Source organism: Caballeronia eucalypticola, from assembly GCF_047608185.1.
GTDB lineage: Bacteria > Pseudomonadota > Gammaproteobacteria > Burkholderiales > Burkholderiaceae > Caballeronia.
In genome coordinates, this window is sequence record NZ_JBLKRU010000026.1 from 36,034 (window position 1) to 62,976 (window position 26,943).

26 protein-coding genes are annotated in these 26,943 nt (G+C 59.0%); 16 read left to right on the forward strand and 10 right to left on the reverse strand.

The annotated features are described in order from the left end of the window. Positions 1–12: 12 nt before the first annotated feature. Together ACMX25_RS25945 and ACMX25_RS25950 are read left to right on the forward strand one after the other, a co-directional pair. Positions 13–468, forward strand: a complete 456-nt coding sequence (locus ACMX25_RS25945; RefSeq protein WP_414952931.1) for a PAS domain S-box protein — start codon at positions 13–15, stop codon at positions 466–468. Between the two features lie 64 nt (positions 469–532). Then, entirely contained in the window at positions 533–1,984 is a 1,452-nt protein-coding gene (locus ACMX25_RS25950) for an aldehyde dehydrogenase family protein (protein WP_414952871.1), read from the forward strand. Positions 1,985–2,108: 124 nt separating this feature from the next. On the opposite strand, the gene ACMX25_RS25955 is transcribed toward ACMX25_RS25950, so the two are convergent. Then, positions 2,109–2,459, reverse strand: a complete 351-nt coding sequence (locus ACMX25_RS25955; RefSeq protein ID WP_414952872.1) for a hypothetical protein — start codon at positions 2,457–2,459, stop codon at positions 2,109–2,111. Positions 2,460–2,591: 132 nt separating this feature from the next. Continuing rightward, positions 2,592–3,512, reverse strand: a complete 921-nt coding sequence (locus ACMX25_RS25960; protein ID WP_414952932.1) for a LysR family transcriptional regulator — start codon at positions 3,510–3,512, stop codon at positions 2,592–2,594. Positions 3,513–3,923: 411 nt separating this feature from the next. Here ACMX25_RS25960 and oxlT point away from each other — a divergent pair, with 411 nt between their 5' ends. From oxlT to ACMX25_RS25985, 5 genes are all read left to right on the forward strand, one after another. After that, positions 3,924–5,276 carry an oxalate/formate MFS antiporter gene (oxlT, locus tag ACMX25_RS25965; protein ID WP_414952873.1) on the forward strand — a complete coding sequence of 451 codons (1,353 nt, stop codon included), beginning with the start codon at positions 3,924–3,926 and terminating at the stop codon, positions 5,274–5,276. Beyond that, positions 5,273–6,259: a LysR family transcriptional regulator gene (locus tag ACMX25_RS25970; RefSeq protein WP_414952874.1), complete on the forward strand. Its 987-nt coding sequence runs from the start codon at positions 5,273–5,275 to the stop codon at positions 6,257–6,259. The genes oxlT and ACMX25_RS25970 overlap by 4 nt, the downstream gene beginning before the upstream one ends. A gap of 136 nt (positions 6,260–6,395) precedes the next feature. Next, the gene (locus ACMX25_RS25975; RefSeq protein ID WP_414952875.1) at positions 6,396–7,424 is read left to right on the forward strand and encodes a 2-dehydropantoate 2-reductase; all 1,029 of its coding nucleotides are present in this window, start codon (positions 6,396–6,398) and stop codon (positions 7,422–7,424) included. Between the two features lie 114 nt (positions 7,425–7,538). After that, on the forward strand, positions 7,539–7,760 hold the full coding sequence (locus ACMX25_RS25980; RefSeq protein WP_414952876.1) for a hypothetical protein: 222 nt from the start codon (positions 7,539–7,541) through the stop codon (positions 7,758–7,760). After that, positions 7,750–8,505, forward strand: a complete 756-nt coding sequence (locus ACMX25_RS25985) for a GntR family transcriptional regulator (protein ID WP_414952877.1) — start codon at positions 7,750–7,752, stop codon at positions 8,503–8,505. Before ACMX25_RS25980 ends, ACMX25_RS25985 begins: the two co-directional genes overlap by 11 nt. Before the next feature lie 205 nt (positions 8,506–8,710). Here the strand turns inward: ACMX25_RS25985 and ACMX25_RS25990 are convergent, their stop codons facing one another. Continuing rightward, positions 8,711–8,845, reverse strand: a complete 135-nt coding sequence (locus tag ACMX25_RS25990) for a hypothetical protein (protein ID WP_414952878.1) — start codon at positions 8,843–8,845, stop codon at positions 8,711–8,713. 923 nt (positions 8,846–9,768) lie between these two features. On the opposite strand from ACMX25_RS25990, the gene frc reads away from it, so the two are divergent. From frc to ACMX25_RS26010, 4 genes are all read left to right on the forward strand, one after another. Further along, the gene (frc, locus tag ACMX25_RS25995; RefSeq protein WP_299713472.1) at positions 9,769–11,016 is read left to right on the forward strand and encodes a formyl-CoA transferase; all 1,248 of its coding nucleotides are present in this window, start codon (positions 9,769–9,771) and stop codon (positions 11,014–11,016) included. A 101-nt stretch (positions 11,017–11,117) separates the two neighbouring features. Continuing rightward, on the forward strand, positions 11,118–11,900 hold the full coding sequence (locus ACMX25_RS26000) for a fumarylacetoacetate hydrolase family protein (RefSeq protein WP_414952879.1): 783 nt from the start codon (positions 11,118–11,120) through the stop codon (positions 11,898–11,900). A gap of 13 nt (positions 11,901–11,913) precedes the next feature. Continuing rightward, a complete protein-coding gene (locus tag ACMX25_RS26005) occupies positions 11,914–12,633 on the forward strand; it encodes a hypothetical protein (RefSeq protein WP_414952880.1) in 720 nt (239 codons plus the stop codon). 185 nt (positions 12,634–12,818) lie between these two features. After that, positions 12,819–14,063 (forward strand): YbfB/YjiJ family MFS transporter, encoded by a 1,245-nt coding sequence (locus ACMX25_RS26010; protein ID WP_414952881.1) that lies wholly within the window; start codon positions 12,819–12,821, stop codon positions 14,061–14,063. 141 nt (positions 14,064–14,204) lie between these two features. On the opposite strand, the gene ACMX25_RS26015 is transcribed toward ACMX25_RS26010, so the two are convergent. The 3 genes from ACMX25_RS26015 to ACMX25_RS26025 all read right to left on the reverse strand — a co-directional run bounded on the left by ACMX25_RS26015 (position 14,205) and on the right by ACMX25_RS26025 (position 16,547). Next, positions 14,205–14,552, reverse strand: coding sequence for a DUF4148 domain-containing protein (locus ACMX25_RS26015; protein WP_414952882.1), 348 nt, complete (start codon positions 14,550–14,552; stop codon positions 14,205–14,207). A 286-nt stretch (positions 14,553–14,838) separates the two neighbouring features. Then, complete coding sequence (locus tag ACMX25_RS26020) at positions 14,839–15,618, reverse strand: carbon-nitrogen hydrolase family protein (protein WP_414952883.1); 780 nt, start codon at positions 15,616–15,618, stop codon at positions 14,839–14,841. 29 nt (positions 15,619–15,647) lie between these two features. Then, positions 15,648–16,547, reverse strand: coding sequence for a LysR substrate-binding domain-containing protein (locus ACMX25_RS26025; protein WP_414952884.1), 900 nt, complete (start codon positions 16,545–16,547; stop codon positions 15,648–15,650). 123 nt (positions 16,548–16,670) lie between these two features. Between ACMX25_RS26025 and ACMX25_RS26030 the strand changes: the two genes are divergently transcribed. After that, a complete protein-coding gene (locus ACMX25_RS26030) occupies positions 16,671–17,837 on the forward strand; it encodes a mandelate racemase/muconate lactonizing enzyme family protein (protein WP_414952885.1) in 1,167 nt (388 codons plus the stop codon). Positions 17,838–17,958: 121 nt separating this feature from the next. After that, positions 17,959–19,590 (forward strand): NAD-dependent malic enzyme, encoded by a 1,632-nt coding sequence (locus tag ACMX25_RS26035; protein ID WP_414952886.1) that lies wholly within the window; start codon positions 17,959–17,961, stop codon positions 19,588–19,590. A gap of 91 nt (positions 19,591–19,681) precedes the next feature. On the opposite strand, the gene ACMX25_RS26040 is transcribed toward ACMX25_RS26035, so the two are convergent. Continuing rightward, complete coding sequence (locus tag ACMX25_RS26040; protein WP_414952887.1) at positions 19,682–20,206, reverse strand: hypothetical protein; 525 nt, start codon at positions 20,204–20,206, stop codon at positions 19,682–19,684. A 278-nt stretch (positions 20,207–20,484) separates the two neighbouring features. On the opposite strand from ACMX25_RS26040, the gene pyrE reads away from it, so the two are divergent. Together pyrE and ACMX25_RS26050 are read left to right on the forward strand one after the other, a co-directional pair. Then, a complete protein-coding gene (gene pyrE / locus ACMX25_RS26045) occupies positions 20,485–21,000 on the forward strand; it encodes an orotate phosphoribosyltransferase (protein WP_414952888.1) in 516 nt (171 codons plus the stop codon). 106 nt (positions 21,001–21,106) lie between these two features. Then, positions 21,107–21,502, forward strand: coding sequence for a VOC family protein (locus ACMX25_RS26050; protein WP_414952889.1), 396 nt, complete (start codon positions 21,107–21,109; stop codon positions 21,500–21,502). A gap of 29 nt (positions 21,503–21,531) precedes the next feature. Here ACMX25_RS26050 and ACMX25_RS26055 read toward each other — a convergent pair whose 3' ends face one another. Both ACMX25_RS26055 and ACMX25_RS26060 read right to left on the reverse strand, forming a co-directional pair. Further along, positions 21,532–22,908 (reverse strand): endo-1,3-alpha-glucanase family glycosylhydrolase, encoded by a 1,377-nt coding sequence (locus ACMX25_RS26055; RefSeq protein ID WP_414952890.1) that lies wholly within the window; start codon positions 22,906–22,908, stop codon positions 21,532–21,534. Between the two features lie 1,054 nt (positions 22,909–23,962). Further along, a complete protein-coding gene (locus ACMX25_RS26060) occupies positions 23,963–24,394 on the reverse strand; it encodes a hypothetical protein (protein ID WP_414952891.1) in 432 nt (143 codons plus the stop codon). Between the two features lie 407 nt (positions 24,395–24,801). Between ACMX25_RS26060 and ACMX25_RS26065 the strand changes: the two genes are divergently transcribed. Continuing rightward, positions 24,802–26,334 (forward strand): sensor domain-containing diguanylate cyclase, encoded by a 1,533-nt coding sequence (locus ACMX25_RS26065; RefSeq protein ID WP_414952892.1) that lies wholly within the window; start codon positions 24,802–24,804, stop codon positions 26,332–26,334. 107 nt (positions 26,335–26,441) lie between these two features. Here the strand turns inward: ACMX25_RS26065 and ACMX25_RS26070 are convergent, their stop codons facing one another. Beyond that, entirely contained in the window at positions 26,442–26,912 is a 471-nt protein-coding gene (locus tag ACMX25_RS26070) for a hypothetical protein (RefSeq protein ID WP_414952893.1), read from the reverse strand. Between the last annotated feature and the right edge of the window lie 31 nt (positions 26,913–26,943).

Consider the following 26,943-nt stretch of genomic DNA (forward strand, 5'->3'; position numbering starts at 1 on the left):
GCCATTTCAATCATGAATAGCGCCGCGCAGACAACCCCCCCCATCGATTTCGAGCAGCTGATCAACGTGATCGGCGACGCGGTCGTCATCTCCGACGCCAGTGGCGCAATCACCTTATGGAACCCCGCTGCCGAGCGCATGTTCGGCTTTACCCCTGAAGAAGCGCTGGGCAATTCGCTGGACCTCATCATTCCCGAACGCTTGCGCGGGCGTCACTGGAGCGGCTATGAAAAAACCATGGCGACCGGTGAGACCCGTTACGGACACGACGTGCTGCGCGTGCCGGCCGTGCACAAGGACGGCCGGTCTTTATCGATCGCATTCACGGTCGCGCTGCTGCATTCAGCGGGCCCGGAGAAGAGTGTGACCGGCATTGTCGCCGTCATACGCGATGAAACGAGCCGCTTCACTGAAGAACGAAACCTGCGCAAGCGCCTCGCTGAACTCGAAGCAAAATCCGGCGCGTGATCCGAACTCAGGGACTAAACCCGGGACGGCGCGCGGGACTGCATTACGGTAAAAGGAGAGAACAATGACCGCCCAAGCGGACGTGAAACGTTACGAGCTGCTGATTGGTGGCGAAGCAGTGGCGCCCGGTGGCGGCGCGTATTCGAGCATCATCGATCCATCGACTGAGACGCAGATAGCGAGCGTCGCCCAGGGCACGGCGGCTGATGTCGACCGTGCGGTGCAAGCGGCGCGCGCCGCGTTGAAGCCGTGGAATGCAATCAGGGCATCCGAGCGCGGCCGGATCCTGATGCGCTTTGCCGAACTGATGCGCACGCATCAGGATGAAATTGCCGCGGTAGAAAGTCTGGACGCCGGCAAGCCAATCTCCGGCGTGCGGCGCCAGGATGTACCGGCCGCTATCGACACCCTCGCGTATTACGCGGGCTGGTGCGACAAGATCAATGGACAAGTGGTGCCCACACGCCCCGACGCGTTGACTTATACCGTCCGCGAACCGGTCGGCGTGGTCGCGGCGATCGTGCCGTGGAATTTCCCGTTGATGATCGGCATGTGGAAGATCGCGCCCGCGCTTGCGTGCGGCTGCACGCTGGTCGTCAAGCCTGCGGAGCTGACGCCGTTATCGGCGCTGATGCTGGGACGCCTGGCGCTGGAAGCAGGCGTACCGCCAGGTGTACTGAATATTGTTACCGGCAAGGGCTCCGTGGTGGGCGACGCGCTAGTCGCGCATCCCGGCGTGGACAAGGTCACGTTCACGGGCTCGCCATCGGTTGGACGAGGAATCCTGCAGGGTGCGGCGGTCAACTTCAAGCGCGTCACGCTCGAACTCGGCGGCAAGTCCGCCAACGTCATTTTCGCCGATGCCAACCTCGATCAGGCCGCACGCGCGGCTGCGTCGGGGATCTTTTTCAACGCGGGGCAGGTGTGCTCGGCGGGCTCTCGGGTGCTGGTCCAGCGACCGGTGTATGACGAGATCGTCGAACGTCTGGCGCAGCGTGCGAAGTCGATCACGCTGGGTGATCCATCGCAGAAAGAAACGTCGATGGGACCGCTTATTTCCGCGAAACAGATGCAGTCGGTGCTCGACTACGTGGACATTGGAAAGAGCGAAGGGGCGTCAGTGGTATCCGGTGGCAGGCGATGGGGCGAGCGAGGCTATTTTGTCGAGCCCACAGTGTTTGCCAATGTCGAGCACGAAATGCGCATCTCGCAGGAAGAGATCTTCGGGCCGGTGGTCAGCGTGATTCCTTTCGACGATGAGGCAGACGCCGTGCGCATTGCCAACGGGACGCTGTACAGCCTCGCAGCGGGCGTGTGGAGCAGGGACATAGGACGAATACATCGGATGGCGTCGGCGCTCAAGGCGGGCACTGTCTGGGTGAATATGTACGGTTATACCGATGTGAGATTGCCGTGGGGCGGCTCAGGCGATTCGGGCTTTGGCCGCGAGCATGGGGACGTGGCTATCGAGAACTTCACGGAGCCGAAGAGCGTGTGGGTGTCTTTGGCGCAATGAGCAGGATGCAAGAAAGGGGCGGGTTGATTAACCCGCCCCTTTCGAGAGCTTAGTAGTTGCTCATAAGCTGATGCTGGGTACCTGAGGCATGACCTCAGGCGCGATTAACTCTATGCATTCAGTATCAAGCGGCTTTAGCGTGGGGGCTGTCGCACTCCGGGCGCCACATGCGTGCGCCGCGGGTGTCGTCGGCCCGGGCGATGGTCGTTGCACGGCACGCTTCGTAATACGCGTTTTTCCTGTCCACGATGGCCTGGCAGAGGAATTCCGCGCTGTACGCCTTGAGCAAGTGGGGGCAATGCGCTTCGATGTACTGCTCAATGCGCGCCTGATCGCTTGCAGCGTGCGTCAGCGACTGAAGCGTTTCGACGTCCCAGCGGAACATCAGGTCAAGTTCTTCGAAGGCGCTGTTGTAGGCGCAAAGCTGAGTCTGGAGTTCGCGCGCATCGGCGATCGTGGCTTGTGAACGGTTCATGGTCGTCTCCTAATTAAGCATGACGGGCAGCGTGATGTGGGCTGCTTGGCTTAACTGCAGGATAGAAAGAACCATCCATATACGATAGTCACTTGTTTTTAGCCTGACTATTAAAGATACCTAATAGATGGTTTACCCGATATGTGTAATGGCCGAGATTTGCGCCGCCCCTTCGTCGATGAGGAATTGCTTGAACGCCATCGCCACTGCCGGAAGCCGCTTGTTATGACGATGCACGAGATACCAGTTGAGCATCACGGGAAAACCCGCAATGTCGAGGACCGCCAGCCGCCCGATCTGCAACTCCATGCTGACCGTATGTGCCGACAGGAAGCTGATCCCCATGCCTGCGATAACCGCCTGCTTGATCGTTTCGGTACTCGTGATTTCCATCGCGATGTTCAGCGGCTTGAGCCGTCCCGCGAAGCCTTCCTCCATCGAATTCCAGGTGTCGGAGCCGCGCTCCCTGACGATGAACGGCTCGTCGACAAGCGACTCCAGCGCAATGTTCTTCTTGCCCACCAGCGGATGATCAGGCGGCGCCACGATCACGTAGGGGTGCGGGGCAAACGACACGTTCTCGGTGTCCATGTCCTTCGGCGGGCGAACCATGATCGCGAGGTCGGTGAGGTTGTCGGTGAGCTGGTGCAGCAATTCCTCGCGGTTATGAACGGCGAGGTTCAGCTTGACGTCGGGATTGCGTTTGGTGAATTCGGCCAGCAGGCGAGGGAAGAAATAGTCCCCGGCGCTGATCACGGCCACGTTCAGCGTGCCCCCGGAAATACCCTTGAGCCGGGCCATGGCGTCGTCAGCTTCCCGAAATTGTTCGAGGATCGCGCGGCTGTGGTGAAGCATTTCCTGACCGGCAGATGTCAGGTAGATCTTCTTGCCGAGCTGCTCGAACAGCGGCAGTCCCGCGTGCTCCTCAAGTTGCTTGACCTGCGTGGAGACGGCCGGCTGGGTGAGGTAGAGCTCTTCGGCGGCGCGGGAAAAGCTGAGCCGCCGTGCCACCGTTTCGAATATTTTCAGTTGCCTGAGCGTCGCATTACGCATCATGGCGGATCTCCACCTATAAACGATCCTGTATTTATACAATAAATTTTTCTAACTTTCCCTAATCGTTTTTCTGTCGCAGGATGCTTTCAACGTGCGGTAGTTTCGTAAGGTGCACGCGGGGAGAAGGCAGAAGTCAGGGTCATCCCTATAAGAACATCGCACATTGGGAATCGCTTCAAAAATGATTCTTCTTTCACCGCTTTTAATCGCTTTTACTTTTTACGGCCTGGGGGATGGGCATGGCCGTATCCGCCCAACGGCGCCACGAACACGTTTCCTGACCGACCAAGTCCCTTCACACCGGTGAGCAACCCACGGTGTGCCGCAGTCGATTGAATCATTGGCGAAGCAGTCGATGAAGAAGCTGATTACGCGCCGCACGAGCGCTGAAACATAACGGAGACAGACATGGCAAACGCAGCGACGGCACCGGCCGCTGGTCAGCCCAAAATGGGATTGCATAACAATCGGTGGGCTCAGCTAGCCATCGGCATTATCTGCATGGGCTTGGTCGCCAACTTGCAGTACGCGTGGACTTTGTTCGTAGTCCCCATGGATGCGAAACATCACTGGGGCCAGGCAGCGATTCAAACGGCGTTTACCATTTTCATCGTCACGGAAACCTGGCTGGTGCCGCTCGAAGGCTGGCTCGTCGATAAATTCGGTCCGCGGCCGGTCGTCATCGGCGGTTCGATCTGCGCGGCGCTGGGCTGGATTATCGATGCAAACGCAACCAGCCTGATCCATCTCTACATTGCAGCCGTGATTGCCGGCGTGGGCGCGGGGTGCGTGTACGGCACCTGCGTAGGCACCGCGCTCAAGTGGTTCCCGGATAAGCGCGGCCTCGCTGCCGGTTTGACAGCAGCAGGTTTCGGCGCAGGCGCGGCGGTCACGGTCATCCCCATCTCGAACATGATCCAGCGCTCGGGCTACGAACACACCTTCGTGTTCTTCGGCATCTTCCAGGGCGTCTGCATCCTGTTGCTGGGCATGCTGCTGGTGCGTCCGAGGCCGCCGGCTTATGCCGTTCCGGCCAAGCGCGTAGTGGCATCGAAGATCGACTACACGACCGGCCAGATGGTGCGCTCGCCGCTCTTCTGGGTGCTGTACATGATGTTCGTGTTCGTGGCGGCGGGTGGTGTGATTGCCACTGCGCAACTCGGTCCGATCGCTAAGGAATACGGCTTCGCCAAGATGCCGGTCAACCTGCTCGGCGTGACCTTGCCGCTCCTGACCATGGCGCTGTCGATCGATAACCTGTGCAACGGCTTCACGCGTCCGCTGTGCGGCTGGATCTCCGACAAGATCGGCCGCGAGAACACCATGTTCTTCATCTTTATCGGCGAAGGCGTGGCGTTGCTCGGCCTCATGGAGTTCGGCCACAACCCTTACCTGTTCATGTTCTTCGCAGCCGTGACGTTTCTGTGCTGGGGTGAAATCTTCTCGATCTTCCCGGCCACGTGCGCCGATACCTTCGGCAGCAAATACGCCGCCGCCAACGCCGGTACGCTCTACACGGCGAAGGGTACGGCCTCCATGCTGGTACCGCTCGCCTCGGTGCTGTCGGCCATCGGCTCGTGGGACGCGGTGTTCATCGTGACAGCGACTGTTTCGATTGCTGCAGGCTTGTGCGCGAAATTCGTGCTCGCGCCGATGAGAAAGCGCTGGATCGATAACACGGTTGCCGAGTCGAGCCGGCTCGACGCCGCCAGGTTTCAGACAGCCTGGACAGAAACCCCGCGCAACTCGTCGGCACAATGACTCGAAGCCAGACTGATTCCGCGCAGGGACAGGGAGGATTGAAGTCGTCGGGCGTGTCGCTGCAGCAGTTACGCTTGTTCGTGATCCTTGCGCAGCATCGGAGTTTCACGCAGGCCGGCAATGCGCTCGGCGTCACGCAGTCGGCGGCGAGCCGCAGCATCAGGGAACTGGAAGACCTGCTCGAACTGAGGTTGTTCGACCGCACGACGCGGCAGGTCGCTCTCACCGATACGGGCCGCGCATTGCTTCCCCGCATTGCGTTACTGGTCGATGAACTCGAAGTGGCGCTACGTTTTGGCCAGCAGGTTTCTACGGTCGAAAACGGCGTGGTGTCCATTGCGAGCAGTTCCAGCCTGGTCGCTTCGGTGCTTCCGGCGCTGCTTTCATCATGCCGGGCGAGCTACCCCAATATCGCGTTGACGTTGCATGATGCGCCGCAGGGCAGGGTGCTCGAACTCGTGCGCGCCGGCGATGCCGACATGGGTGTGCTGACCGGTCCGCTTGATATTAGTGATCCTACCTATCTCCGCGATTTATCGACGGAAACGCTGTTCTCCGATCCTGTGTGTGCGATCGTGCCGGCGCGTCATACGCTGGCGTCCCATGCCACGGTGCGATGGCGCGACCTGAGCGGCGCGAGTCTGTTTGTTCTCGACGACGGCGCCGGCAGTTTCGATGTCATCGCGCGTTCGCTCGATGAACACGGCGCGTCGAACGTCAGGCTTCAGCGATTGACGCAGGCCGCAAGCGTCGAGCACATGGTCGCGGCGGGACTGGGAATCGGCATCCAGCCGATGCACGCAGGCGCAGCGTCGGCGCAGGCGTTGGTTCAGTCAGTGCCGCTGTGGCCGTCGGTGACGCGAACCGTTGCGCTCGCGAAGCGGAAAAACCGTACGTTGCCGGTGCGGGCAGCGCGTATCTGGACGCACGTCGTTTCGTCCTATGATGAGGAACATAAGCCGCTGCAAACCGCACACGCCTGACCCGAAATCCGCTGAGTATTCGAAGCGCGGCTCCTTGAAAAAGAGTCGCGCTTTTTTCTTGCGCTTTCGCGGCAGTTATCCAATACTGAATCTAATATGTTGTATATCAGAAGATGGAATGGTCCAGGAGACGACAATGAAAATTTGCATTTACGGCGCCGGTGCGATCGGCGGTTACATGGGGGCGCAGCTTGCCCGGGCGGGAGCGGATGTCAGTTTCGTCGCACGGGGGCCGCATCTGGCCGCCATGCAGGCAAACGGCGTGCGCTTGCAGATTGATGGCGAGGAGCACACCGTCAAGGTGCGCTGCACGAACAATCCCGCGGAGCTCGGGCCACAGGATTACGTGGTGATTGCGCTCAAGGCGCATTCGGTGCCGGGCGTAGTCGACTTGATGCAGCCGCTGCTGGGGCCGGATACCGCGGTGGTCACGGCAGTGAACGGCCTGCCGTACTGGTATTTCCATGAGCACGGCGGCGCATTGGCCGGCACCACGCTGGAAAGCGTCGATCCGGGCGGCCGGCAATGGCAAGTGCTCGGACCGGAGCGGGCGATAGGCTGCGTGCTGATTCCCGCCGCCGAAATTGCGGAACCCGGCGTGATCCGTCATGTGTATGGCAAGAAATTTCCCATCGGCGAGCCGAGCGGGCTGGTGACGCCGCGCCTGCAGGCGTTCCACGACATCATGAGCGCCGCCGACATGGAAGCGCCGATGCGCGACAACATCCGCGACGAGATCTGGCTGAAGCTGTGGGGCAACCTGTGTTTCAACCCTATCAGCGCGCTGACGGGCGCCACGCTCGATGTCCTCACCAGTGATCCGGCCGTACGCAAGCTGTCACGCCAGATGATGGAAGAGGCGCAGGGCATTGCGGAACAACTCGGCGTTCATTTCCGTGTCGATGTGGAGAAGCGCATCAACGGCGCGGCTGCGGTCGGGGCGCACAAGACCTCGATGCTGATGGATTGCGAAGCACACCGTCCTATGGAAATTGATCCAATTGTGACCGTCGTGCAGGAAATCGGCCGGAAGCTTGCCGTCGACACGCCGATGATCGATGCCGTCCTGGCGCTCATCAAGCTGCGGGAAGGCGTCAACCAAGGCACCGCCAAGCCAAGTATCAAAACGATTGAATCCTTCACGCGTTCGCAAAAAGCCGCTTAAACTGCGAACACAGAAGGGTTGTTGTTTCTGATATATCACATACGAAATATGTTGCGTCGCATTGCGACGCAACATATACTGAAGGCTCTTGGAGTAAACCACTAGGAGCCGGAAATGAGCATCGTTTTATTAGTCGTGATCGGGATTGCCTTGGTAGCGGGTGGTGTGGGTGTGACGTTTGCACTGGCATCGGCGTTGCCGCAAGACGTGTTGCAGCGCGCGCAGGAGAACGGTCGGTACGCTGGTTTGACGGCGGATGACCAGAGCGGCGGCACGGGTACACGGGCGACGACGGGCGCGCGGAACCTGGGACATCAAACTATCAATGCCATCTGATACTGAAGTTGCTGCAACACCGGCCGGTCTTCTTGAGCCGCGTGGGGAAGGTAAGCCTGCTGGCGTGACGCTTTCGCTGGCGCCGATCAACGCGACGGTATCGTTGCGGGATCAGGCGTATGCGCGGCTGCGCCAGGCCATTTCCGAGGCGGATATTTATCGTTCGCGGGAAGAGATCAGGCTGGATGAAAAAGATTTGACCGAGGCGTTGGGCGTGAGTCGCACACCGATTCGCGAAGCCATGACGTTGCTTGAGCAGGAAGGGTTTCTGCGCACGGTGCCGCGGCGTGGGATTTATATCGTGCGGAAGACGAAGCACGAGATTGTCGAGATGATCAACATGTGGGCCGCGCTGGAAAGCATGGCGGCGAGGCTTGCGACGCAGCGCGCGACGGATGCGGAGATTGTTTCGTTGCGGCATATGTTTGACCATTTTCAGAATCAGGCGCCGGCCGAGCATATTGAGGAGTATTCGGAGGCGAATATTGCCTTTCACCAGGCGATTGTGCAGTTGAGCAAGTCGCAGATCATCTTCGATACGATCAAGAATATTTTCGTGCACGTGCGCGCGATCCGGAAGATGACGATTTCGCAGAGTGATCGGGCGGCGCGCTCGATTGAGGACCATATGAGGATTATCGAGGCGCTTGAAGCGCGGGATACCGAATTGGTCGAGAGGCTGGTGCGCCAGCATTCGCTTGATCTGGCCGCGTTTGTTGAGGCGAATTGCGATTTTCTGGATTAAGTGGGAAGGGCGGGGCGCTGGCGCTTGGGGGTTAGCGGGTTGGCCTTTTTTGGGTTCTGGCGTTAGCGGTCTGGGTCTATGCCGGGTTGCACGGGTTCCTGCGTTAGCGGTCTGGTTCATTGCCGGGTTGCACGGGTTCTGGCGTTAGCGGTCGGAGTCAATGCCGGGTTGCTGCTTTCTAGGTACTCGCGGGTTTAGTGTTGGCTCATTTCTTTTGCTCTATTAGCCACTGCGCGTGGCGGCGCGTCATTTCTTTGTCCAAAGCGACAAAGAAACGAAGCAAAGAAAGCGCTTTTAACAGCTCTACCCTAAGTGTCCACAGCGTGCAGTTTTGATTCATGGGTGCCCCAAAAGCACGGTGCTCGCCAGAGCCACGGATGTGTGAACCCCTCTTTCTCCGAACACGGATACCCCACGCTTCGCCACCAGTGACTGAACCTGCCCAAGGTGCGCCCCGCGCTATCCGCGGAAAACCGGTCTCCAAATTAATATGCATTTCTAACAACTGCGTACCCGCCAAAGACTTGCAATCTAAAATATACGTGATGCAGTACGGATTCCTGAGCAATAGTGCTTGCCCGAGAGCGTACGGGGCGAAGCGTTTTACTGTCAGGATTCGCGAGAAGGAGGGGTTCAAACATCCTAAGCTCTGGCGAGCACCGTGCTTTTGGGGCACCCATGAATCAAAACTGCACGCTGTGGACACTTAGGGTAGAGCGGTGAAAGCGTTTTCTTTGCTTCGTTTCTTTGTCGCTTTGGACAAAGAAATGACGTGCCGCCACGCACAGTGGCTAATAGTGATAAAGAAATCAACTAACACTAAACGCGCGAAGACCTGGAAAGCAGCAACCCGGCATTGAACCAGACCGCTAACGCTAGAACTTGGCGCCACTCGGCCCAAACCGAGAACTCCACCGCGAACAGCCATAAATTCATCCCCTCTCGCATCGCAGCAAAACCCGCCTACCATCCGCCACCGCGCAAGCATCTTCGCCGTACCGCACCGCACAACCCCTCGCGTGCCGCGCAAAATCCCTTGACTAATACTGTGTATAGAATATTGTATATCAGAAGAGCAGCGCGGATTCACCCCACCATGAGGGGCCACCCCAACTACAGAACCGCAGAAAAACGGCCCATCATGGTCAGAAGAAATGCAAACAGCAAAAAATCCGCAACACTAAAGCCCGGCACGGCCACATGGCATGACCGAAGCGCATCGCAAGTACCACGATAAAACCTGCTAAAGGTTAGGAGACAGGCATGAGCAAAGCCCTCGACGGGGTGCGTATCCTCGATTTCACGCACGTTCAATCCGGCCCCACCTGCACGCAATTGCTTGCATGGTTCGGCGCCGATGTCATCAAGGTCGAGCGTGCCGGCGCAGGCGACATCACGCGCGAACAACTGCGTGATATCCCCGACGCCGACAGTCTTTACTTCACCATGCTGAACCACAACAAACGTTCGATCACCATCGACACGAAAAATCCGGACGGCAAGAAGGTCCTCGAGTCGCTCGTCAAAACATGCGACGTGCTGGTCGAAAACTTCGCCCCCGGTGCACTCGACCGAATGGGCTTCACGTGGGAACGCATCCAGGAACTGAACCCGAGGATGATCGTGGCGTCGGTGAAAGGCTTCGGTCCCGGCCCCTACGAAGACTGCAAGGTCTACGAGAACGTCGCGCAATGCGCAGGCGGCGCGGCATCGACAACAGGCTTCGACGACGGCCCCCCAGTCGTCAGTGGCGCGCAAATCGGCGACTCAGGCACGGGCCTGCATCTCGCGCTTGGCATTGTCACCGCGCTCTATCAACGCAACGCGACCGGCCGCGGCCAGAAGGTGCTCGCCGCGATGCAAGACGGCGTGCTCAACCTCTGCCGCGTGAAGCTGCGCGATCAGCAACGGCTCGAACGCACCGGCACGATGAAGGAATATCCGCAGTACCCGAACGGCACGTTCGGCGAGGCCGTGCCGCGCGCCGGCAACGCATCGGGCGGTGGTCAGCCGGGCTGGATCCTGAAGTGCAAGGGCTGGGAAACCGATCCGAACGCGTACATCTACTTCATCACGCAAGCGCCGGTCTGGGGCGAGATCTGCAAGGTGATCGGCAAGGAAGAATGGATCGATCATCCCGACTTCCGCACGCCCGCCGCACGGCTTCCGCACCTCAAGGGCATCTTCGCCGAGATCGAACAGTGGACCATGACCAAGACCAAGTTCGAAGCCATGGAGATCCTGAATCAGCACGATATTCCGTGCGGACCGATTCTCTCGATGAAGGAAATTGCCGAAGACCCATCGTTGCGCAAGACCGGCACGATCGTCGAAGTGGACCATCCTGTGCGCGGCAAGTACCTGACCGTCGGCAACCCGATCAAGCTCTCCGATAGCCCCACGGACGTCGTGCGCTCACCTCTTCTGGGCGAGCATACGGATGAAGTGATGGCGGAGCTTGGCTATTCGCCCGATCAGGTCGCGACACTGCGAAGCCTCGGGGCGATCTAGGTTCGTGTCGCGTTTGCGTGCCTGCATGCGGGCGCGCATCGCTGCCGGTTCCGGCTGCCGCTCTTCAACGACGGCAGCACCACTTCTTCAGGGCTTTCAACGTGGCTAACTGGATTCGTTTTTCCCGCGCCGATGGCATGGTGGGCTTTGGCACGCTGTCGGAAGATGGTACGCGTGTGATGCAGTACGAGGGTTCTCCCTTCGACATTGGCAGCATAGAGCCAAGCGGCAAGGAGTTGAGCATCGACGAGATCGCGTTGCTGGCACCGTGTCAGCCAAGCAAGATCGTCGCGCTCTGGAACAACTTCTACGCGTTATCGAAGAAACTCGATAAAGCGCCGCCCAAACATCCTCTGTTCCTGATCAAACCTGCACGGACCGTTATCGGCACGAATGAAGCGATACGCCGGCCCGTCAGCTACGACGGCAAGATCGCCTACGAAGGCGAGCTCGGCATTGTGATTGGCCGGCGCTGCTCGTCGGTATCGGTGGAAGAAGCCGAGGCCGCGATCTTCGGCTACACGTGCGTCAACGACGTCACGGCCGGCGAACTCTTGCAGGAAGATCCGAACTTTCCGCAATGGTGCCGCGCGAAGGGATTCGATACATTCGGGTGCCTCGGACCTACTATCGCTACCGGATTCGACTGGCGTGCGGCGCGCGTGATCACCACGCTCGATGGCGTCGAGCGGCAGAATTATCCGATCGACGACATGATCTTCACGCCCGCCGAACAGGTCAGCCTGATCTCGCATGACATGACGCTCGAACCGGGCGATGTCATCGCTTGCGGCACGTCGCTCGGGATCGGCTCGATCAAGGATGGCGCCGAGGTGCGTGTCTCGATCGAAGGGATCGGGACCCTGGTCAATCGCTTGCTCTGATGCGGAGACATCAATGCTCGACGGTGCGTTGTGTGCGTTTGCAGTGATGGCGTCGATGCAAAGTTTGAAGGCCCCGGGCCGTGTCTCGCCCACGCGGCGGCAGGCATTACGCGATGCAACGGGCGTGGGCGCGGCGGTGATCGTGGCTTACGGCATGGCAACGGGCTTCGACTCGACGCTCGTGGCGCTGGCCATCGCTGCGTTCGCCGTGCTGATGCCGCGCTTGGGCAGGACCACGCCGGCGTCGCTGCAAAGTGCGCTGGCGCTGGCCGCGCTGGCGTCGGCATCGGCGGATCGTGCGCTCGGCTTCGATCCAGGCGCTTCAATCGAGTGGACGGCGTTCGGCGGCATCGTGGCGATTGCGTTGGCGTTCGTATTGAGCCGCGTGCGCTTCAGGGTTTCGAATACAAAACTGAGTAGCACGATGCACTTTGCCTGCGCTGCGTTGTGTACGGTGATTGCCTACACAGCAGGGTTCGAAGGCGGCGCGGTGGCGGTGGTGATCATCGGCGCGATGGTCGCGTTGATCGGCGCTTACCTCGCAATGGCAATGGCCGATCGCGCGTATCCGGCTTTTATCGCGGCGTTGAATGGATATGCCGCGTGTTCGGTTGCCGTTGCCGGCGTCGGGCTGGCAAACGGCGCGCTGGTGGTGACCGGCGTGGCGCTCGTGTTGGGATGCGTGGTCACGTGTACGAGTGTCAGGCCATCGGGTGCGCCTAGCGAGAAGTAGGGCGGCTTAAGAGTGTGGTTTCCGCCAAAGCATAAGGGCGGACCAGGCATCAGGGCTTTGAGCAGGGCGAGGTCGCATTGAGTCTAAGGCGTTGCCACAGCAACATGCTGCCAGATATCGTGGCTGCATCGAATAACGCTAACGTCCGATTCTCTTAGCCCGTCAGCCACAGGCCGACTTAGCCGATGATCGACGACACACGCAGTACCGCGGCACACTTAGCACCCGTTCACGCATCACGCTCTCGCCAGCACACGCTCGTTCTCGCCGCGGGTTTGTCGTTCGGCAGCGCAATCGCGCTGGGCCTCACGCGCTTCTCCTACGCACTCCTGCTGCCCGCCATGAAGGCCGATCTCGGCTGGAGCTTCGCGCAAGCCGGCGCGATGAACACCGCTAACGCGCTAGGTTATCTGCTAGGCGCGCTTGCATTTCCGTTTGTATCGCGTCGATGGTCAATGGGCGTTTGCTTTATCGCCGGATGCGTCCTGACGGCGGCGTTGATGACCCTTGGCGGACTGGTTTCCGATACGCATGCGTTGCTCGCTCAACGGGTCGTCACCGGTATCAGCAGTGCGTTGATCTTCGCCGGCGGCGGGGTGTTGGCAGCGCGTCTTGCAACGGCTCATCCACGCGATGCAGGCCTCGTGCTCGGACTTTATTACGGTGGTGCGGGCAGCGGGATAGTCGTCGCGGCATTGCTGGTGCCCGTGACCACGTTCAACGGTCCGCATGGCTGGCAATGGGCGTGGTTCGCTTTGGCCGCGGCCTGCGCGCTGGCGTCCATAGCGGCCATTGCCGCCGCGCGCAAGATCGAACAAAGCGAACCTGCGCTGGATATTTCCCCCGCACATGTGGCATCGACACAGCGTCCGGGTGCTTTGCCCTGGCGACGTGTCGGTTTCATACTGGCCGGTTACGCGATGTTCGGTGTAGGTTATATCGGCTACATGACCTTTCTGATCGCGCTGCTTCGAGCGGCCAACATGAGCGCGGCGGTCGTGACCGGGTTCTATGTGCTGCTCGGTCTGGCCACTATTGTCTCAGCGAGGCTCTGGTCAGGCCTGCTCAATCGCATGAGCGGCGACCAGGCATTGGCGGTCTTTAACGCGATCCTCGCGTCCGCGACCTTGATACCAGCGGTGTTCACTCAACCAGCAGTGGCATTCGTATCGGGTGCGTTATTTGGGGCGACGTTTTTATCGGCCGTGGCGTCAACTACCGCGTTCGTCCGGCACAATCTTCCGGCTACGCAATGGACGCGCGGAATCGGCACATTTACGATCGTGTTTGCTGTGGGGCAAATCGTCGGGCCGATGTTCATCGGCTGGACTTCGGATGGTGCGGGCTTAGCTCGCGGGCTCATCTATTCATCGATCATGCTTGCCGCCGGCGCTGTTCTCGCGATATTGCAGAAACCAGTGCGTGGTTAAACCTGGCTGTTGCTGAGCATGACTTAGTTGTTTGCCACATAAAAAAATCGCTCAGCGCCTTTAAGCAATGAGCGATTTTTTTGTTCGTGCGCTTAGCGGACTACTTAGCGACTTCTTAGTACTTAGCGGCACGATCAAATGCTAGTGACCAAAGTAGATCGAGTGCTGGGCGTCGCCGGAAGCGGGTTCAACAGGAACGTGCAAACCTGAAGCTGACGTACCGCTAGTCGATGGGCCATAGGCTTGCGCCGCAGTCCCGTTCGACGCATCAACGCGTTGCTGTGCTTCCTGGAGCGCTTGAGGATAGTAGTTGTCGTTTGTCGCCGGGCTGTAGCCTGCCTTCTCCAGCTGGGTCAGTTGGGCACGGACCTCCGCACGCGTCATTGGTGCGTTGTTGTCCTGCGCAAACGCAATGGCAGGAGCGGCTAACGCAGACGCAACAAGCAGCGCCGGCAGCAATAACGCAGATAACTTGCCTGACTTAGTCATGACGTCACCTCCAGAGTTTGTTTTCGATTTCGGAAGCCGTAGAGACCCAATGTGAATGTCTGCATGCGCTTCTGATGAAAACAAGTCTAGGCCGCCTATTGTCGATATTGAACGATAGTTTCGGCGAAAAATATTTTCCGATACCGCAACAATGGGTCCGGTTCCCCAGGGTGGTGCATATGAGTGGATCGCTTTCGGCAATAAAATCGCGTAGCTCAATGGTTACCGAACAACTCAGCAATAAATGCTCGCCATCGTGCGTCTGTCGGATGTGGACCCGTCCGAATCAGGGCATCTCTTTCACGTAACACGGGTACTGCGCTTTCTGCGTGCGAGCTTCATCAAGGTCGATTGTGACAATGCGCATCGGCGTTGCTTCACTGGTTTCCTCAAGCAGAACACCCTGAGGCGACACCACGAATCCGACGCCGCCAAACTGTTGGCCAAGCGCCCCCGGACCATGCCGGTTCGAACTAATGAACCATGCACCCGACACGATAGCCGCCATCGTGCCGGCCGTTTTCCATCGCGACAACGACGTTCCAGACGCTCGCGGCGTGACGATCAGATCCGCTCTGTCACGGCCATACGCACGCGCGCGGTCGTTGAAGAACAACTCGGTGCAGAGCAGAACACCCACTTTGACCTGTCCGACCTGCACGCAGTCGAATCCTCCCGCGCCACGGTCGTACCACGCCTCCTCGAAGAAACCCGGTTCCTGCGGGAAGTACTTCTTGTGATGGATCATGCGATACGTATTCGATTCCAGCACGAACGCCTCGTTGGCGAGACGCCCGTCGAAAGCAACCGGACGCGATGAAATCACCGCTGCCGCACCCAGCTTGCTCAATGCATCGAGGGCTTGTTCGTGCAGTTCGATGCTACGTTGCGCGGCTTGCGCATCGAAGTTTTCATGCTCCGCGAGCCACCGGCCGAACGGCATTTCATTCGTGACGAGGATGTCGGGACGGCCCGTTTCCACGGCGCGACGAATGGTGTCCCATGCCGGTCCGGCCGGTTGCAATCCTTCGGGCCACTGTACATACGCAATGCGGGCAGTTGTCATGGCAGAGCAGTCGATACGCCTAAGCAGGGTTACTGGGACGCGCGGAAGTGCTCGACCAGGAAATCGATGAATGCACGCATGCGCGCGGGTTGATTGCGGCGGCTTGGATAATAGACAAACAAGTCCGCCGGCGGGAGCAGGAACTCGGGCAGCACGACTTTCAGCCGGCCGCTTTCCAGGTATTTTGCGAGATCCCATTCTGAGCGGATCGAGATGCCGTGTCCATCGAGCGCCCATCCGAGCACGATGTCGCCGTCATTGCTCGAAAGCCCGCCATTTACTTTGACCGACACCGTCTCGCCGTCGCGCGTGAAGCGCCAGACGCCGTAGGCGTCGTCATTCTGACGGTGAAGGATAGTCCGGTGACGCGTGAGATCCGCCAGCGCGGCCGGGTTGCCGTACCGTTGCAAATACGCCGGAGATGCGCACAGGAAGCGCCGGTTCGACATGATGCGGCGCGCGTTGAGCCGCGTATCGGGTAGCGCGCCGAAGCGGATCGCGAGATCGAAACCCTGCTCGACAATATCGACGGGGCGATCCGTGACATCCAGCTGGACCTCGACTTGCGGATAACGCTGCACGAACGCGGAGACGAGCGGCGCAATGGTCGTGCGGCCGAAACCGAGCGAGGCATTCACGCGCAATATGCCGCGCGGCGCCTCGCGGCTGCGCGAGACCGCATCTTCCATTTCACTGACGGCCGCAAGAATACGCGTAGCGTGCCGCAGATATGTGTCGCCTTCATCGGTCAGGCTCGCGCTGCGCGTGGTGCGATTGACCAGCCTTACGCCCAGCCGCTGCTCCATTAGTGCGAGCCGCCGCGTAGCGGCAGGCGGCGTCAGATCGAGCGCACGTGCGGCAGCCGACAAGCTGCCGAGGCGCGCCAACTGGACAAAAAACTCGAGATCGGAGGTGAGGTCGTTCTTCACTTAAACTGAATAATCATATGTGTAGCGTTGAAGTGTAATACGACTGCACGCGCGTAAGCTTCGTTATGCGCTCAGGCGTTCCCAATCGCACCCGGCCTTGCGCGGCATTCAGGAGACAGTCACATGAAAATCGTGGAAATCCGCGAGCAGACCATTCCGATCAGTTCATCCATTCGGAATGCGTATATCGACTTCAGCAAGATGACGCTGAGTCTCGTCGCTGTCATCACCGACGTCATTCGCGACGGCAAGCCCGTCGTAGGCTACGGTTTCAATTCGAACGGACGCTATGGCCAAGGCAAGCTGATGCGCGAACGGTTTATTCCGCGCGTGCTTGAGGCCGAGCCGGATTCGCTGCTCGACACGTCGGGTAACAATCTCGATCCGCACAAGATCTGGGCTGCGATGTTCACGAACGAAAAACCCGGCGGACATGGCGAGCGTTCGGTGGCCATCGGCACGATCGACATGGCGGTATGGGATGCGGTGGCGAAGATTGAAGGCAAGCCGCTGTTCCAGTTGCTCGCGGACCGCTATGGCAACGGCTCGCCGAATCGCGAGATCTTTGTTTATGCTGCCGGCGGTTATTACTATCCCGGGCAGGATTACAGCAAGCTGAAAGACGAGATGCGCAGCTACATTGACCGCGGTTATACGGTGGTCAAGAAGAAGATTGGCGGCGGTTCGCTTGACGAAGACTTGCGCCGGATCGACGCCGTGTTATCCGTGCTGCAAGAGGGTCAAAAGCTTGCCGTCGATGCAAACGGCCGCTTCGACCTGGACACTGCAATCCAGTACGCAAAAGCCCTCTCGCAATACGATTTGTTCTGGTACGAAGAGGCGGGCGATCCGCTGGACTTCGAGCTGCAAGCCACGCTAAGAAATTACTACGACAAGCCAATGGCGACCGGCGAAAATTTGTTCTCGATGCAGGATGCGCGTAACCTGATCCGCTATGGCGGCATGCGCGCCGACCGCGATTATCTGCAATTCGATTGCGCGCTGAGCTATGGGCTGGTTGAATATCTGCGTACGCTGGACATGTTGCATCAGCACGGCTGGTCGCGTTCACGCTGCATTCCGCACGGCGGCCACCAGATGTCATTGAACATTGCAGCGGGTCTCGGCCTGGGCGGCAACGAATCGTACCCGGATCTGTTCCAGCCATTCGGCGGCTTCCCGGACGGCGTGAAAGTGCACAACGGTTATGTGACCTTGCCGGAACTTCCCGGCATCGGCTTTGAAGGCAAGAGCGATTTGTATGTCCACATGCAGGCGTTGTCGTCGTAAGGCTTGCGTCTTTTCGTCGTCGCGTGGCTTGGCTAATTGCCAGTGTTTGGAGGGGCGGCACGCGACGTATTCATACGCTATCCGGCGCCGTCCATATGCGCCGGCTTAAAGGAATATTGCAATGCAAAAACCTTGCGAGCTTACCGGCCGCGATATCCTTCGCGATCCCCGTCTGAACAAAGGCTCTGCCTTTACCGAAGCCGAGCGCCGCCAATACCATCTTGAAGGGCTGCTTCCGCCGGGCAGCAGTTCGCTGGAATTGCAGGTTGCGCGTACTCATACGGAGCTAGCCGCTCTCGACAACGACCTGCAAAAATATCTCCTGCTGTCCGATCTCCAGGCTCGTAACGAGACCTTGTTCTACGCCACGATCATGTCCGACCCGGCGACATTTATGCCGCTCGTGTACACACCGACGGTCGGAGAGGCGTGCCAGAAATTCAACCATATCTTCCGTGCGACGCGGGGCATGTATGTGCCCATTTCGGCGCGGGGAAGGGTGAAGGAGCTGCTGCAAAACTGGGCTGAGACGGACGTCCGGTTTATCGTGGTGACGGATGGCGAACGCATCCTCGGACTGGGCGACCTGGGTGTCGGCGGGATGGGCATTCCTATTGGCAAGCTTTCGCTCTACACGGCTTGCGCAGGCGTGCCGCCGCAATACTGCTTGCCGGTGACGCTGGACGTGGGCACCAATAACCGCGACTTGCTTGACGACCCCCTGTATCTGGGCTTGCGTCAGGAACGGGTACGCGGCGACGAATACCATGCATTCGTGAACGAGTTTGTTGAAGCCGCGCTGGAGCTGCATCCGAAATGCTGCATCCAGTGGGAAGACTTTGCGAACTTCAACGCCGTGCCGCTTCTCGCGCGATACAAGGACAAGATCTGCACCTATAACGACGACATCCAGGGCACGGCCGCGGTCGCGCTGGCGGGGATTTTTGCCGCGCTTCACATCTCGAAGCAGAAGCTTGTCGACCAGCGGTTCCTGTTCCTGGGCGGTGGCTCGGCCGGGACCGGCATCGCCGAACTGATTAGCCAGGCGATGGTGCTGGAGGGTCTGACAATCGACGAAGCGCGGGCGCGCAACGCGCTATTCGATGTGAACGGACTGATGGTGAAGTCGCGCCAGGACATGGCCGATTTCCAGAAGCCTTTCGCGGTGGATCATGCACCCGTGGACACCTTTGCCGATGCAGTGAAGGCGCTGAAGCCGACCGGCATCATTGGTGTCAGCACCGTGCCCAAGCTGTTCAACCAGCACGTAATCGAGGCCATGGCGGAGATCAACGAGCGTCCGATCATCTTCCCGTATTCCAACCCGACCTCACGCTCCGAGTGCACGGCTGAGGAAGCGTACCGATGGTCCTCCGGCCGCGCTATTTTCGCGAGCGGCAGTCCATTCCCGCCAGTGGAAATAGAAGGGCGCACGTTCGTGCCCGGTCAAGGCAACAACGTCTATATTTTCCCCGCGCTCGGCATGGCCGTGTTCGCGACGCAGGCGACTCGGGTCACGGACGAAATGTTCATCGTCGCCGCGAAAGCAGTGGCCGAGCAGGTCTCTGAAACCAGTCTTGCAACCGGCCTGATCTATCCGCCGCAAAGCAAGATTTTCGAGGCTTCGCTCCATGTCGCGGTGCGCGTGGCGGAGTGCATTTTCGATAACAACCTGGCACGCGTTCCAAGGCCGGACGACATCACCGCGATGATCCGCGAATGTGCTTACAAGCCGGCGTACGCGCCGCTCTGAGTCGAGCTGGCGTTCGATTTACCGCGCTAGGGAGGCTTGGGCCGGAGACTTCGGCCCAAGCGTTTCCGCCTGCTTTTATGAGGCCGATGCGTTAAGCGAGCGCGGCGCGGATCCGGTCGATCGCCGTGATATCTGGCGCGCCGTCGGCAAGCGGTCCACGAGGGCACCACGGGTACGGAAGGGCGTCCGCCCACCGCAGGATCGGCTCGACCGTGTCCTGCGGCAGCGTGGTCATCTCTTCTATCGTGATTCGAAATTGCCGGACCTGTCCCGAATTTTTCGCCGCCAGCCAGTCGTATCGGCCGAAACCGGCACGCGCCAGACCGGTGCGTTTCTCCGACATACACACAAGCCATTCGCAACTGAACGCCGGTCCAGCGGCGGGCGGATCGCCGATGCAAAACGTGTACACGTTCTCGTAACGCTCGGCAAACTCGCTCACCAACACCTTCGAAATAGCTTTCGCCCCGGTGACGGTGGCCGGGAACGAGATTTCCGACGTATTCACTTGCATCGTGAGTTCGGCATCGGTGGTAAACGCGTCCGCGATCAAAAACGGGCGATTGCCATCCTTCGCCCGAATATAGGTTTCGATGGATTTTTGCAGGGTGATCATGGGCGTGTTCAGCGACTGTGCAGACTGGATGGGAAAGGGTGCGGGCCCTGAGTCTATCGCCGCCCGACGCAGGCAGGGCCGTATCCCTTCTCGCTTTGCAGCCATGTTGGATGCGTTTGATCTAGCGTTTCGACGGCTGGATAATTCAGGCGGGGCCTTGCCATCAGGTCATTCTGGATCATCGGGCTTGGCATTATTGCTTCCGCGAAAGCAAGTTTTCGCGTAGATTTGCGACCGCGAAACAATTGTTACCCGGTAAAAGTAAGAGGAAACCATTCATGACCATTGCCCGGCGAATCCGCGAAGTATCCAAATTGAGCGGCGATTTTCTATTGCGTTCAGGCAAGCGCAGCAACACCTACTTCGATAAATACCGCTTCGAGTCCGATCCCGTCCTGCTGAAGGCGATTGCGGAAGCGATGGTGCCCCTGATCCCGCCCGGCACGGAAATATTGGGTGGTCTCGAGATGGGCGGCATTCCAATCGTGACCATGCTGAGCCAGGTGACGGGCTTGCCGGCCGCTTATATCCGCAAGGAAGCGAAAGAGTACGGTACGTGCAAATATGCGGAAGGTGCGGATCTGGCCGGCCGCAAGCTCGTGCTGGTCGAGGACATTGTGTCGAGCGGCGGTGCAATTTCCGACGCCGTGGCGAAACTGCGTGCCGACGGCGTGCCGGTCTCGCTGACGTTATGCGTGATCGACCGTGAAAGCGGCGGCAAGGAAATGCTTGAGGGAATCGGGATTGAATTGAGGTCTCTGTATACCTTCTCGCAGATAGAAGCGGGGCAGTAAGTGGGCCAGTAAGCGGGGATTTTGCTTAGCCGTCCCTCGCTTTCCAGCTCTGCTTCTAGTGCTATTAAGCACTCCACCCTGAGCCTCTATTCCTGAGCGGCCGAGCATGCAGCTTCTCGATCATGTTTCCATCGGTGTTCCCGATCTCGACATTGCGCGGCGTTTTTACGACGCGATCATGAACACGCTCGGCGCAGCGAAGGTGTACGACCTTCCTCACGCGCTGGGATACGGCGAACGATGCACCCCGCAAGATTTTGCGTCGACCTGTCTCGCGGTGTACCTGGATCAGGGTGCGATAGGCGAGAACAAGCGCCACTGGTGTTTCAAGGCCATGTCCTGTGCGCAGGTCGATGCGTTCCACGCGGCCGGTCTTGAGGCCGGAGGCCGCTGCGATGGCCCTCCCGGACTACGATCCGACTATTACTCAGGTTATTACGCCGCGTTCCTGCGTGATCCGGCGGGCAATCGCGTTGAAGCGGTATGCCATATCGCCGGCTAACGGCTAACGACTGATTTGCCCATGCTTGGCTAGGCATCTGCACTCCCAGAAAAATAGTTGTAGGCGCCGGAGAAGTCATCGGCAGAGATGGCTTGGTCGCCGGTTTTATCGATGAGCGTTTTGCCGTGCCGCTGCAGCACAAAACGGGGCGTGCCGGCCCGCGCATCCACGCTGACGTGCGTGACGCCCGCGGGCACATCGAAGCGCTTAGCGGCGTCCTGAACCGACCCCAGCGAGACGACAAGCACGGCCGGCGCTGTCAGGAACACCGACACATGGATCTGCGACGACAGCGGTTCGCTGGTGCGCGGTGGTGTCCTGGCATCGTGTGCGTCCGACGACCCTGGATGATCCTGCCCGAGCAGATTCAACCGATAAAAATAAAACAGCCGATCCTGCATGATGGTTGGCTTGCTGCCCGACTTGAACCATTCGATGTAGTACTTGCTCGCATCGAGATAACCGGTATGCGAGAGCAGATCACCGAAGCGGTCGTCGTAGACATGAGCGCGGCCATTGCCACCGATGGGCGCGACATACGTGGATTCGGCCCAGTCATTCCAGGTCACGATCTGCACCCACGTCGCACCCGACGTGATCGCCGCTTCCCATTCAGTCGCCATGCCGGAGAAGCCGCTGGTTTCGAACGCGCGATAATTGGTGCCCGCCGACAGCCCGCGATAGGTCGGCGTGACTGGCGCCATGAAAACCTTGCTCCGGCTCTTGAGTTCTGCACTTAGTGCTTTAGTGGACTCCGCGATCAGGTTGGGCGAACCTGCCGCGCCGAAGTAGAAATAACCATCAGCACTACCAAGCTGTTCTGCGATCTGGGCGGCGTCACGTGCGGATATCTGCCGCTCGCCCGAGGACGGGAAAAAGTGCGGAACGAAGAAAGCGCCTAGCCGGCCTGCTTCGCGCATAAGCGCGGCGCCACTCGTGAAATCCTTGCCTCCCGCGGCATAGGCTGATAGCACTGGCTTGTTATCGACGAGCAATTGCGCCTTCAGGCCGCGCGTAGTGGCGACAATATCCTCGATTTCGTCCTGCGCCCGGCCGTCGGCGGAGACGAACAGTTTGAAGTCGAAGTCCAGGTGCGCGGCAGCGTCGTAGAGGTGCAGCACGCGTTGTTTGTAATGCGGCTCGCTTCGATTCCAGCCACCGCAATTGAGCGCGAAGCCATCGATCCCGCGCGCGTGCGCGTCGCGGCACTCTGCCTCATAGGAGGCGACAGTTGCGTGCGGGCCGCCGCGCGGCCACGCGACCATGTAGTGGGCGAAAACACGTTTGCGACGGCTGTCCGCTCCGGGCGGCGGTACGGTTGCGTCAACGTTGAGGGGGACAGTGCAGGACAACGACAAGCAGGCAAGCATAAAGCGACGGCGGCCCGTGATCGGACATGATGGCATGGAGGGCAGGCTCAAAGAGTATCTGCTCCGATAGTATCGCGATCATAAGGACTGCATGGGGAAGTCGTGCATGTGGACGCCAAGCCCGAAACCAACCTCGAGATTATGAACGCGAACGCGCAGTATGCCGATTCAAACGAGGTGCGTCAGCGCTTGCAATCCAGACATCCGGCGAGTGTTTAGCCGGCGTCTGGAGAACGGTAAACACTTGAGAAGGATGCGTTGTTGCTACTGAGTTTGATCGGCGCCAGTCGAAGCTTGCTGATGCCTATGCCCATGACCTCTTCCGGTTGCGGCAGGAGCACTGGCTTGAACCGGCGCTGCGGGCGGGTGGTTGATGTACTGGAAGTTCTGTGCGATCGCCGAGTTGGACGTGTCCGGAGTGGACTGTGCGTAGGCGGAAGAAATTGATAACAGACAGGCGATACCCGAAGCAAACAAGATACGGTTCATTAGAGACCCGGTTGTCATGATCAGCCCACGATGTTCCGGGCACGATTCGGTCGAATGGAAATAGCATGCTTCCCGCAGGCAGTGGCCGCTGATCTGGCCTCTTGAACGTGGTCAAAGCAATGTGATCAAGCGGCATGATCAAAGCGTGAAGAAAAAACGGCCCACCCAAAAGGGCGGGCCAAGCTGCAGTCACTTGCATCACTCACAACCGCGTCCTGGGAGAAGACGCATGTTGAGTGTATGTCGTGCTTTGCTCTCTTGCGTTGCAAGGCTGCTTACATGCGTTACGCCGCATGACAAGCAATGCTTGGACTAGGAGGAACACGCCTTGCGAATGGATATTCGCGTCAATTGGATAGCTCCCCCGAACTGGACGGATTACAAAATGCCGACATAGAACGTGGTTCGACTCAAGTACTGCCCAGGCCAACTCTGTATTCCCATCTTCGTCCTGATCCCATGCCCGATCCTCGTAAACCCCAACCGTTTTATTGCAAAAAATCTCGAAAAGTTGTTATCCATTTCGAATTTGCGCCGTTAACAGGGGAGTAGGTGAACAACCATCGACCGGCGGAATTTCTTGGGATCGTGATCAACATCATCAACCGCGGAAGTCAGGTTGATCTGGTTGAAATCGTCTGCCGATGTCGGCGTCTGTATTACCTGTGCACGAAGCCACCCTTTGTGAAGCCACTACATTTTTACCTGCCTCACACTTTTGGAAAAGACCATGAAGAAAATCGCCATCGCTCTCGCTGTCGCAGCAACCACGTTCTGCGCTATCGCCCCGGCCTACGCTGCGCCGTATCATCATCACCGTGAGTGCCACAAAGTGCGGGTGCATCATCATTGGGAAAATCGCTGCCATTGATACGAGGAGCTGACCGGTTGATCGATGTGCCGGCCCGACATCGATAACCGGCAATTCCGCGGCATCCGCAGCGAGATCTTCAAGATCTCCAGCATCGCGATTAAGCAGTTCTTGAAAAAGCCGTTCCGCATTTCGCCGGGACGGCTTTTTCGTATCCGGCATTTCGCTGTTGAAGAGCGAATTGACGCTCTCTTAGTGCAATAACTGACTTGACGGGCAAGCGCGTACAAGAGAAGGAAACAAGAGAAGCGAGCAATTAAAGAAAGATCGTCGCGGCGCGGCCTGGAACGCATAGAATATTTGCACGATGAATAGGCGGCGGAGCGCACACTAAGGGCCAGGAACAAGTAAGGCAGGAAAAGGCGAGACGCGCAGGCAGGGCAATGACGGATTGCGCGAAGAATCGAAGAATCAAGGCATCGAAGAATCAAGGCATCGAGTAATTGCTGCTTTAAGGAAAGCGTTTCCTGCAAGCGGCGAGGGTCGATCGGCGGAGTGCGAACCAGCGCGGGCCGACTCGGATCCGTTTCCGCGCCAGACAATAGCGCCTTAGCGTTGGAAGCCTTCGAATGTTAAAAAGACCGACTATTTTCTTTCGGCTAAGAGCGGCTTTAGCGCGCCATCCGAATGCAATAGGTTTAGGCAGCATCGCTTTCTCGGTGATCGTGCTCGGGTTCGCCCTGGCGATTCTGGTGCAGGGGCATCAGGACGCGACCGCTCGCGCGATCGAGAATGCGGACAACCTCGCGCGCGTGATTGAACACGACATCGCGTACACCACCGAGCTCACGGACCTCTCCGTCCAGGCGGCCGTGGATGGTGCTCAAGACGCAGATGTCATGCGGCTACCGGATCGCCTGCGCCGCGAACTTCTCTTCGACCGCTCCGCGACGGCTAGCCAATACATAGGCTCGTTGTTGTGCCTCGATTCGAAAGGCAAGATCATTGTGGATTCCACCAATGCGATTCCACGCAGCGTCGATCTGGCCGACCGAACGTGGTTCGTCGTTCATCGCGACAATCCGAAGCTGGGCCTGTTCGTCAGCCGTCCGCTGCAGTCGCGCCTGAATCCCGGCGAGGTCGACCTCATGTTCAGCCGGCGCGTGAACCATCCTGATGGCTCGTTTGCCGGCGTGGTAGTGGCGGCGTTCCGCCTTGACTACTTCGAGAACTTGCTATCGGGCGTCCAGCTCGGCCCGGGAGGGAACATCACGCTCTTGCAGGACGACGGTCATGTGATCCTACGTTATCCGAACGATGGAAATCCGGTCGATGAGAACTTCACCGGACGAAAGAATTTCGAGCGCTTCCAGAAGACGCATGAGACGTCGTTCATCGGCAAGTCTGGAAAAGACGGCGAGGAGCGGCTCTATAACTTTCGCAGGTTCGACAAGCTGAAGATGATCGTGATCATTGCGCCCGCGACCCGTTACGTCTTCGCGGACTGGACGAACCGGGCGTGGTTCATCGGCATTGTCACGGCATTGCTGATTGTCGCCCTGTTATTTTCCGCGCAACTTCTTTCCGTGGAGTTCCGGCACAGGCTGATCGTGGAGCAGCAATTGCGCGATATGACGCGTATCGATGGACTGACGGGCCTGAGTAACCGGCGCAGCCTCGACGATCGTCTCATGCTCGAATGGCATCGTTCAAAACGCTCGGGAAAACCATTGGCGCTTTTGTTCGTCGATATCGACCGGTTTAAAAGCTACAACGACACATACGGCCATCAGGCCGGTGACGACGCATTGACTGCCGTGGCACAGGCAATCGCGCGCAATAGCCAGCGGCCGGGCGACATTGCCGCGCGCTTCGGCGGCGAGGAGTTTGTCGTCGTGCTGCCGGAGACGGACAGCGTCTCCGCGGCCGTGGTGGCCGCCGCCATTCACGCGGCTGTCCGCGGTCTGGAGATCGAACATAACGGCAGCGAACACGGGGTCATCACGGTAAGCATCGGCGTAGCTTGCACCGATACCGAAGAGGTGGCCGACGCGCTCGCGCTGATCAAGGTGGCGGACCAGGCTGTGTATCGGGCAAAAGCCGCAGGCAGGAATCAAACGAGCGTGGCCGAGCCATTCGACGGAGCGGCTGTTACGATCTAAGCGGAGCTGCTTGACGCCTGGCGACCGCCGATGCGCCCTGGCGTCTTCGTTGAGAGCACTTCTAGTCGAAGACGCCAGGGCGGCAACATCCTTTCAACCGCGCGCTTTCATGCGGCGCCGGTCGCCGGACCTTTCTCGCGAATCAGCGTGACATGCTGCCGGGCCGCCTCGTTGCCATGGGCTAACGCGCGTACGGCAAGGGAAAACGCTAGCTGGGTATCGTGGGCGACTGCGCTTCGGTCATCGTCGAAAAGTTTGGCTGCGTGGCGCAAATGCTGCGCCGCTTGACCATGAAGTTCCGCCGCCGTTGCGTGATGCTGCGCTGCGGTCGTGCTCTCGGCTGTACCCGTTGGCGCCGGCAATACCGTCGACGCACCCGCGTTATGTTTGACGACGCTGTTGGCTTCGTCTATGGCGTGAAGCGCGTAGCCGTGCGCCATGACCGCCTGATGGGCGGCATGGTCGTAATCCTTGCCGGCTCCGAAATGATGTGACGCCTCGCGATGAAATCGTGCGGCCTGCTCATGATGCGACGCTGCGGCTTCGAGATGTCCCTTTTTACTTTGTTTTGTATTCATGGTTGCTCCTCCTGTACTGCTTGTCCGACTT

Coding starts and splice junctions, on each gene's coding strand:
- ACMX25_RS25945 (WP_414952931.1), top strand. CDS start 13: ATGAATAGCGCCGCGCAGACAACCCCCCCCATCGATTTCGAGCAGCTG.
- ACMX25_RS25950 (WP_414952871.1), top strand. CDS start 533: ATGACCGCCCAAGCGGACGTGAAACGTTACGAGCTGCTGATTGGTGGC.
- ACMX25_RS25955 (WP_414952872.1), bottom strand. CDS start 2,459: ATGAACCGTTCACAAGCCACGATCGCCGATGCGCGCGAACTCCAGACT.
- ACMX25_RS25960 (WP_414952932.1), bottom strand. CDS start 3,512: ATGCGTAATGCGACGCTCAGGCAACTGAAAATATTCGAAACGGTGGCA.
- oxlT (WP_414952873.1), top strand. CDS start 3,924: ATGGCAAACGCAGCGACGGCACCGGCCGCTGGTCAGCCCAAAATGGGA.
- ACMX25_RS25970 (WP_414952874.1), top strand. CDS start 5,273: ATGACTCGAAGCCAGACTGATTCCGCGCAGGGACAGGGAGGATTGAAG.
- ACMX25_RS25975 (WP_414952875.1), top strand. CDS start 6,396: ATGAAAATTTGCATTTACGGCGCCGGTGCGATCGGCGGTTACATGGGG.
- ACMX25_RS25980 (WP_414952876.1), top strand. CDS start 7,539: ATGAGCATCGTTTTATTAGTCGTGATCGGGATTGCCTTGGTAGCGGGT.
- ACMX25_RS25985 (WP_414952877.1), top strand. CDS start 7,750: ATGCCATCTGATACTGAAGTTGCTGCAACACCGGCCGGTCTTCTTGAG.
- ACMX25_RS25990 (WP_414952878.1), bottom strand. CDS start 8,845: ATGAATCAAAACTGCACGCTGTGGACACTTAGGGTAGAGCTGTTAAAA.
- frc (WP_299713472.1), top strand. CDS start 9,769: ATGAGCAAAGCCCTCGACGGGGTGCGTATCCTCGATTTCACGCACGTT.
- ACMX25_RS26005 (WP_414952880.1), top strand. CDS start 11,914: ATGCTCGACGGTGCGTTGTGTGCGTTTGCAGTGATGGCGTCGATGCAA.
- ACMX25_RS26010 (WP_414952881.1), top strand. CDS start 12,819: ATGATCGACGACACACGCAGTACCGCGGCACACTTAGCACCCGTTCAC.
- ACMX25_RS26015 (WP_414952882.1), bottom strand. CDS start 14,552: ATGACTAAGTCAGGCAAGTTATCTGCGTTATTGCTGCCGGCGCTGCTT.
- ACMX25_RS26020 (WP_414952883.1), bottom strand. CDS start 15,618: ATGACAACTGCCCGCATTGCGTATGTACAGTGGCCCGAAGGATTGCAA.
- ACMX25_RS26030 (WP_414952885.1), top strand. CDS start 16,671: ATGAAAATCGTGGAAATCCGCGAGCAGACCATTCCGATCAGTTCATCC.
- ACMX25_RS26035 (WP_414952886.1), top strand. CDS start 17,959: ATGCAAAAACCTTGCGAGCTTACCGGCCGCGATATCCTTCGCGATCCC.
- ACMX25_RS26040 (WP_414952887.1), bottom strand. CDS start 20,206: ATGATCACCCTGCAAAAATCCATCGAAACCTATATTCGGGCGAAGGAT.
- pyrE (WP_414952888.1), top strand. CDS start 20,485: ATGACCATTGCCCGGCGAATCCGCGAAGTATCCAAATTGAGCGGCGAT.
- ACMX25_RS26050 (WP_414952889.1), top strand. CDS start 21,107: ATGCAGCTTCTCGATCATGTTTCCATCGGTGTTCCCGATCTCGACATT.
- ACMX25_RS26055 (WP_414952890.1), bottom strand. CDS start 22,908: ATGCCATCATGTCCGATCACGGGCCGCCGTCGCTTTATGCTTGCCTGC.
- ACMX25_RS26060 (WP_414952891.1), bottom strand. CDS start 24,394: ATGCCGGATACGAAAAAGCCGTCCCGGCGAAATGCGGAACGGCTTTTT.
- ACMX25_RS26065 (WP_414952892.1), top strand. CDS start 24,802: ATGTTAAAAAGACCGACTATTTTCTTTCGGCTAAGAGCGGCTTTAGCG.
- ACMX25_RS26070 (WP_414952893.1), bottom strand. CDS start 26,912: ATGAATACAAAACAAAGTAAAAAGGGACATCTCGAAGCCGCAGCGTCG.